Source organism: Anaerovibrio sp., from assembly GCF_051866355.1.
In the GTDB taxonomy this organism is placed as follows: Bacteria; Bacillota; Negativicutes; order Selenomonadales; family Selenomonadaceae; genus Anaerovibrio.
On the sequence record NZ_JBJDWZ010000019.1, the window covers coordinates 1 to 4666 of the forward strand.

Genomic DNA, 4666 nt, shown 5'->3' on the forward strand with positions numbered 1-4666 from the left:
GGCAAGGCTGTAGGCATCCGCCAGAATGTTGATGGCCTTGCGCCCCTCGATGGTGTACTCGCTAATCAGGGTGGCAACGCCATCCCCCAGCTCGGCAGAGAGCCGCTTGGCCGCCCTGATGACGATTTCCTCAATGTGCCGCGGCGTCAATGGCTCAAAGTAAATCTCGGCACAGCGGGAGCGCAGGGCGGGATTGATGGAAGAGGCGTCACGGGTGGTCGCGCCAATCAGCACGAAGTCCGCCGGTGCGCCCTCTTCAAAGAGCTTCCTGATGTACGGCGGAACCTTGTCGTCCGTCGGGTCGTAGTAGGCGGACTCAAAGAAGGCCCGCTTGTCCTCCAATACCTTTAAAAGCTTGTTCTGCAGCATGACATCCATCTCGCCGATTTCGTCAATAAAGAGGATGCCGCCGTGGGCGTCCGTAACCAGTCCCGGCTTCGGCTCCGGGACGCCGGTATCCGCCAGATCACGCCGCGCGCCCTGATAGATAGGGTCATGGACAGAGCCCAGCAGGGGATTGGTCAGGTCCCGCGGGTCCCATCTGAGGGTGGTGCCGTCCGTTTCCACGAAGGGCGCAGACTGCTGGAATGGGGACAGGGGGCGTTTCTTGGACGCCTCCAGCACCAGCCTCGCGGCCGTGGTCTTGCCCACTCCCGGCGGCCCGTAGAGAATCAGGTGCTGGGGATAAGGGGAGCTGAGCTTGGCCAGCAGGGAGGCCACGGCCCGCTCCTGGCCCACGATGTCCTCAAGGCATTTCGGGCGCAAAAGCTCCATGACGGACTGGGTGAGCTTCACCTTTTCCAGCTCTTCCAGCTTTTCACGCTTCTGCTGTTCCATAGGGGTCTCGTAGCCCTTCTTTTCCTCCTTCAGAATCTGGCGGCGGATGTCCTGCACATAGTCCTGATGGTTTTCTTCCAGCCGGTCGGCGATTTTCTGCTCCAGATCCGCTTCCAGCGTCCGTCTGGCCAGAATATCCGACATCTTTTCCACCAGCTTGTCCAGAATATCCGGAATATCCTCATCCTTCGGCACGGCCGTCAGGGTAGGATTGTCGTACATGATTTTCTGCAAAGCAAGGACACGCTCACCCTTGACAGGTGAGCGCACCAGCTGCAGGGCTTCCATCTTGCCGGCCTTGATGACCAGCTTGTCGGAGCCGTAGTATTCCACGAGCAGGGAAAAAAGCATGTCTATCCTGCGGTCAAGCTCATCCTTGGCGGCGGCTCCCTCCTGAGCCGCCCCCTCCTGGCCGTCGATAGGCCGTGCCTTTTCTTCCCCTTCATTTTTTAGATTAAAAAATTTGGCAAAAAAATTGTTCATCAGTCAGCCACTACCTCAACCTTGATGGTGCTTGTGATTTCAGGATGTACCTTGATAACGGCCTCGTAGCTTCCCGGGCCTGTGATTTCGGCTTTCAGGGCAATCTTGCGCTTGTCCATGTCGATATTGTGCTGTTTTTTCAGCACGTCGGCTACATCCTTGCCTGTTACGGAGCCGAAAAGGCGGCCGTTGGCGCCAACCTTGACAGGGATTTTGACGGTCAGCTTGGACAGCTGGGCCGCCATGAGCTTTGCCTCGTCATTGTCCTGTGCCTTCTTGCGGGCGGCGGAGCCTGCCTTGGCCTTGGCCACGTTCAGGTTTTCCGCTGTTGCCTCCTGGGCAAATTTCTTCGGCAGCAGGAAATTCCTGCCGTAGCCCTCGGAAACCTCCACGATATCGCCTTTATTGCCTACTTTTTTAACATCCTGCAGAAGTATTACTTTCATCTTTTTCATTCTCCTCTATAAATAGTTGTGTTGCATTAATGACATCTTCATAAACAGCCTCAAGGGTGGTGCCGGTAATCTGGGCACCGGCCACGTTCTGATGGCCGCCGCCGCCGAACTGCTCCATAATCAGCTGGACGTTGATGGCGCCGGTGGAGCGGGCGCTGATGCCCACCGTATCAGGGGCCAGGCGGAACACCACCATGCTGGCGTTGGCACCTTCGATGCGCAGCAGGGAGTCCGCCACCTGGGCGGCAATCACCTGAATGTTCGGCAGTTCGTCCGTGCATTTTGTGATGATCAGCCCTCCCGGCAACAGCTGTGCCTGCGACTTGGCTCTGGCCTTGGCCTGCTCCGTCTCAAAATCCGAGCGGAACATCTGCCGCACCACGATAGGGTCCGCGCCGCAACGGCGCAGGTAGGCGGCCGCGTCAAAGGTACGGACACCGGTCTGCACTGCAAAATTCTTGGTATCTACCAGAATGCCCGCATAGAGGGCGGTCGCTTCCAGCCGGGGCAGGTTCAGATCATCGCCGAAGTAATACAGAAGCTCCGTTACCAGCTCGCTGGTGGAGCTGGTGGCAGGCTCGCTGTAGGTGAGCTTTGCATTTTTGATGAAGTTGGCACTGCGGCGGTGATGGTCGATGACCACAATATCCCTGATGCGGTCTAAAAGGTCAGGGGATGCCGTCAGGTGCGGGATGTGGGTGTCCACCACGAACAGCACCGGCTTTTCGGCGGTGATGTTTATCAGGCGGCTGGCAGGCAGGAACAGCTCCCCGTAGCCCTCCTTACCCTTGAGGCTTTCCGTAAACCTGCTTATGCCGGTGTTGAACTCGCTGAGGATGATGTGCACCGGCTTTTTCAGCTGTCTTGCCATGCGGGAGATGCCCAGGGCGGCGCCCAGGGAATCAAAGTCCTCATTCTGGTGTCCCATGATGAACACCTCATCAGATTCCTGAATAATCTCGTGAATGGAGTTGGAAATGATGCGCGCCTTGACGCGGGTGTATTTTTCCACGGCCTTTGTCTTGCCGCCGTAGAAATTAGTCTGCCCCCTCTGCAGAACGGCAACCTGATCGCCGCCTCTGCCCAGGGCCATTTCCAGCATGGAGTAGGCCTTGCCCCCCAGCTGGTTGATGGTCTGGCTTTCCGCCACGGCAACGCCGATGCTGAGGGTGACGGCCAGATGCCGCACCGGATTCTGCAGGGTGCGCACCTTGTCCAGCACATCGAACTTTTCCTCAAGGGCCATATCCAGATTGCGCCGTTCCATGACCACGATGTACAAATCGTCGGAAACCTTGCGCAAAAAGCCTTCCAGATGGTTTACCCAGTCGGTGATGGCCTTGTTGGTTTCAAAAATCAGGGTGTTCTGCTCCGTATCGTTCAGGCCCTGCAGAACATCGTTGTAGTTATCAATCTGCACATACATGAGGGTGGTACGGGAATCTGCGTGGATGCGCTTCAGAATCTCCAAAGCGGAGGCATCCTGAATGTACAGGGCCATCATGCCGCTGGGACTTTCCTTGGTGGCAATGGGCCTGTGGATGGTGCGGTAATGAATGTTTTCGTGGACAAAGACCATAGTGCCGGTGCGCCCCCAGACGGGCTCCAGATCCAGCTCCGGCCAGAAATCAGCCAGCGCCATATTGTAGGCCGGCTCTATGCCGATGTGCTTTTCCAGCTCCTTGTTGAACCACTGGATTCTGCCGCCCTGATCCACCATCAGTATAATCTGCGGCATCTGCTCAAGGGCGTAGTTGGCAACGCTGTTTACATTGCTGATAACCGTGTGGCAGTAATGGTCGAATTCCTCACTGCGGCACAGGCATCGCTCCCTGGCAAAAAACAGCAGGAGCAGCCAGATCATTGCCGCCACGGCACCGATAAATAAGTTGTAGACAGCCAGTACCCCTGTGAGGATAAGCGCCGCAAAAAGAATAAAGCAGATATCCAGCCAGGCATTCAAATTACGTGGCATAATGTTACCTCTCGTTTTCTAAATCATTCGTGCTGTCAGCTGTGCCTGAAAGGACAGCCGGCAGACGCCATCGTCAGCCGCGCCTGAAGCGCCTGCGGTAGTCAAACAGCATGTCAAACAGGCCGCCCACGGCAAGAAGCTGGGAGATGGCGCCATTCAGGAAGATAAACAGCATGATTATCCAGAACAGCCAGCGGCTGATGCGGTTTCTGGCAAAGCTGCTGATGACGGATGCCCCCTGTACGAAGCCGGCCAGGGTGGACAGCACGTAGGCGTTCAGTGACACCTGCTGTAAAAGCTCAATATCCCTGGTGCTTCCCCAGTAGAGCCCTACCAGGGAAAAGCCGAAGATGTAGAGAATGGCCTTTGGCAGACGCCACTCGTCAAAATCCGGCAGGGTGGTGACATGATGTCCAAGGCGGCGGAGCACCTTGCCGCCCACGGCGAAGTTCAGCCAGGCGGTAATCATGCCGCTCAGCAGGAACACCACCGGCAGCAGCAGGGTGACATATTCCATGGCATCCATAAACTGCTTTTTCGTCCTGGCCAGCTCATCGGCGGACATGCCCAGGGCGTCATACATCTGGAAGGCGGCACCTGCGGCCTCCTTCATGCTCTCCACCTGCTCCGCCATGGCCAGCGGGTTGATGCCGGTAATCAGCATGGTCAGCCCTGCGGTCAGGAATACGCCAATCAGGGATGCCACAATGCCGTAGAGCAGGACGCGGGAGGCGGACAGCCCCTTGTAAAAACCGTAGCCCAGTGCCAGGCTGGGCGGCCCGAAGGCGGCCACCATGTGAACCGCGCTCATAGGGGAAATCAGGATGGTCATGATGATGGCGGCGGCCGTCACGCTGAGGACGCCGTACTGCATGCCGTGCCGCACAATCAGCACGATAATCGGCAGGGGCCACAA

The 4666-nt window shown here is 57.3% G+C and carries 4 protein-coding genes; all 4 read right to left on the reverse strand.

Going from position 1 to position 4666, the window contains the following annotated elements; all coding sequences use genetic code 11:
• On the reverse strand, nucleotides 1–1320 hold a 1320-nt coding region (locus ACI3UA_RS01010), incomplete at its 3' end, for a sigma 54-interacting transcriptional regulator (protein ID WP_439722974.1).
• On the reverse strand, nucleotides 1320–1766 hold the full coding sequence (gene rplI, locus ACI3UA_RS01015) for a 50S ribosomal protein L9 (RefSeq protein ID WP_439722975.1): 447 nt from the start codon (nucleotides 1764–1766) through the stop codon (nucleotides 1320–1322). The genes ACI3UA_RS01010 and rplI, both read right to left, overlap by 1 nt.
• On the reverse strand, nucleotides 1738–3750 hold the full coding sequence (locus ACI3UA_RS01020; protein WP_439722976.1) for a DHH family phosphoesterase: 2013 nt from the start codon (nucleotides 3748–3750) through the stop codon (nucleotides 1738–1740). The genes rplI and ACI3UA_RS01020 overlap by 29 nt, the downstream gene beginning before the upstream one ends.
• Before the next feature lie 73 nt (nucleotides 3751–3823).
• A partial coding sequence (locus ACI3UA_RS01025) for a YybS family protein (RefSeq protein ID WP_439722977.1) occupies nucleotides 3824–4666 on the reverse strand: 843 nt, incomplete at its 5' end.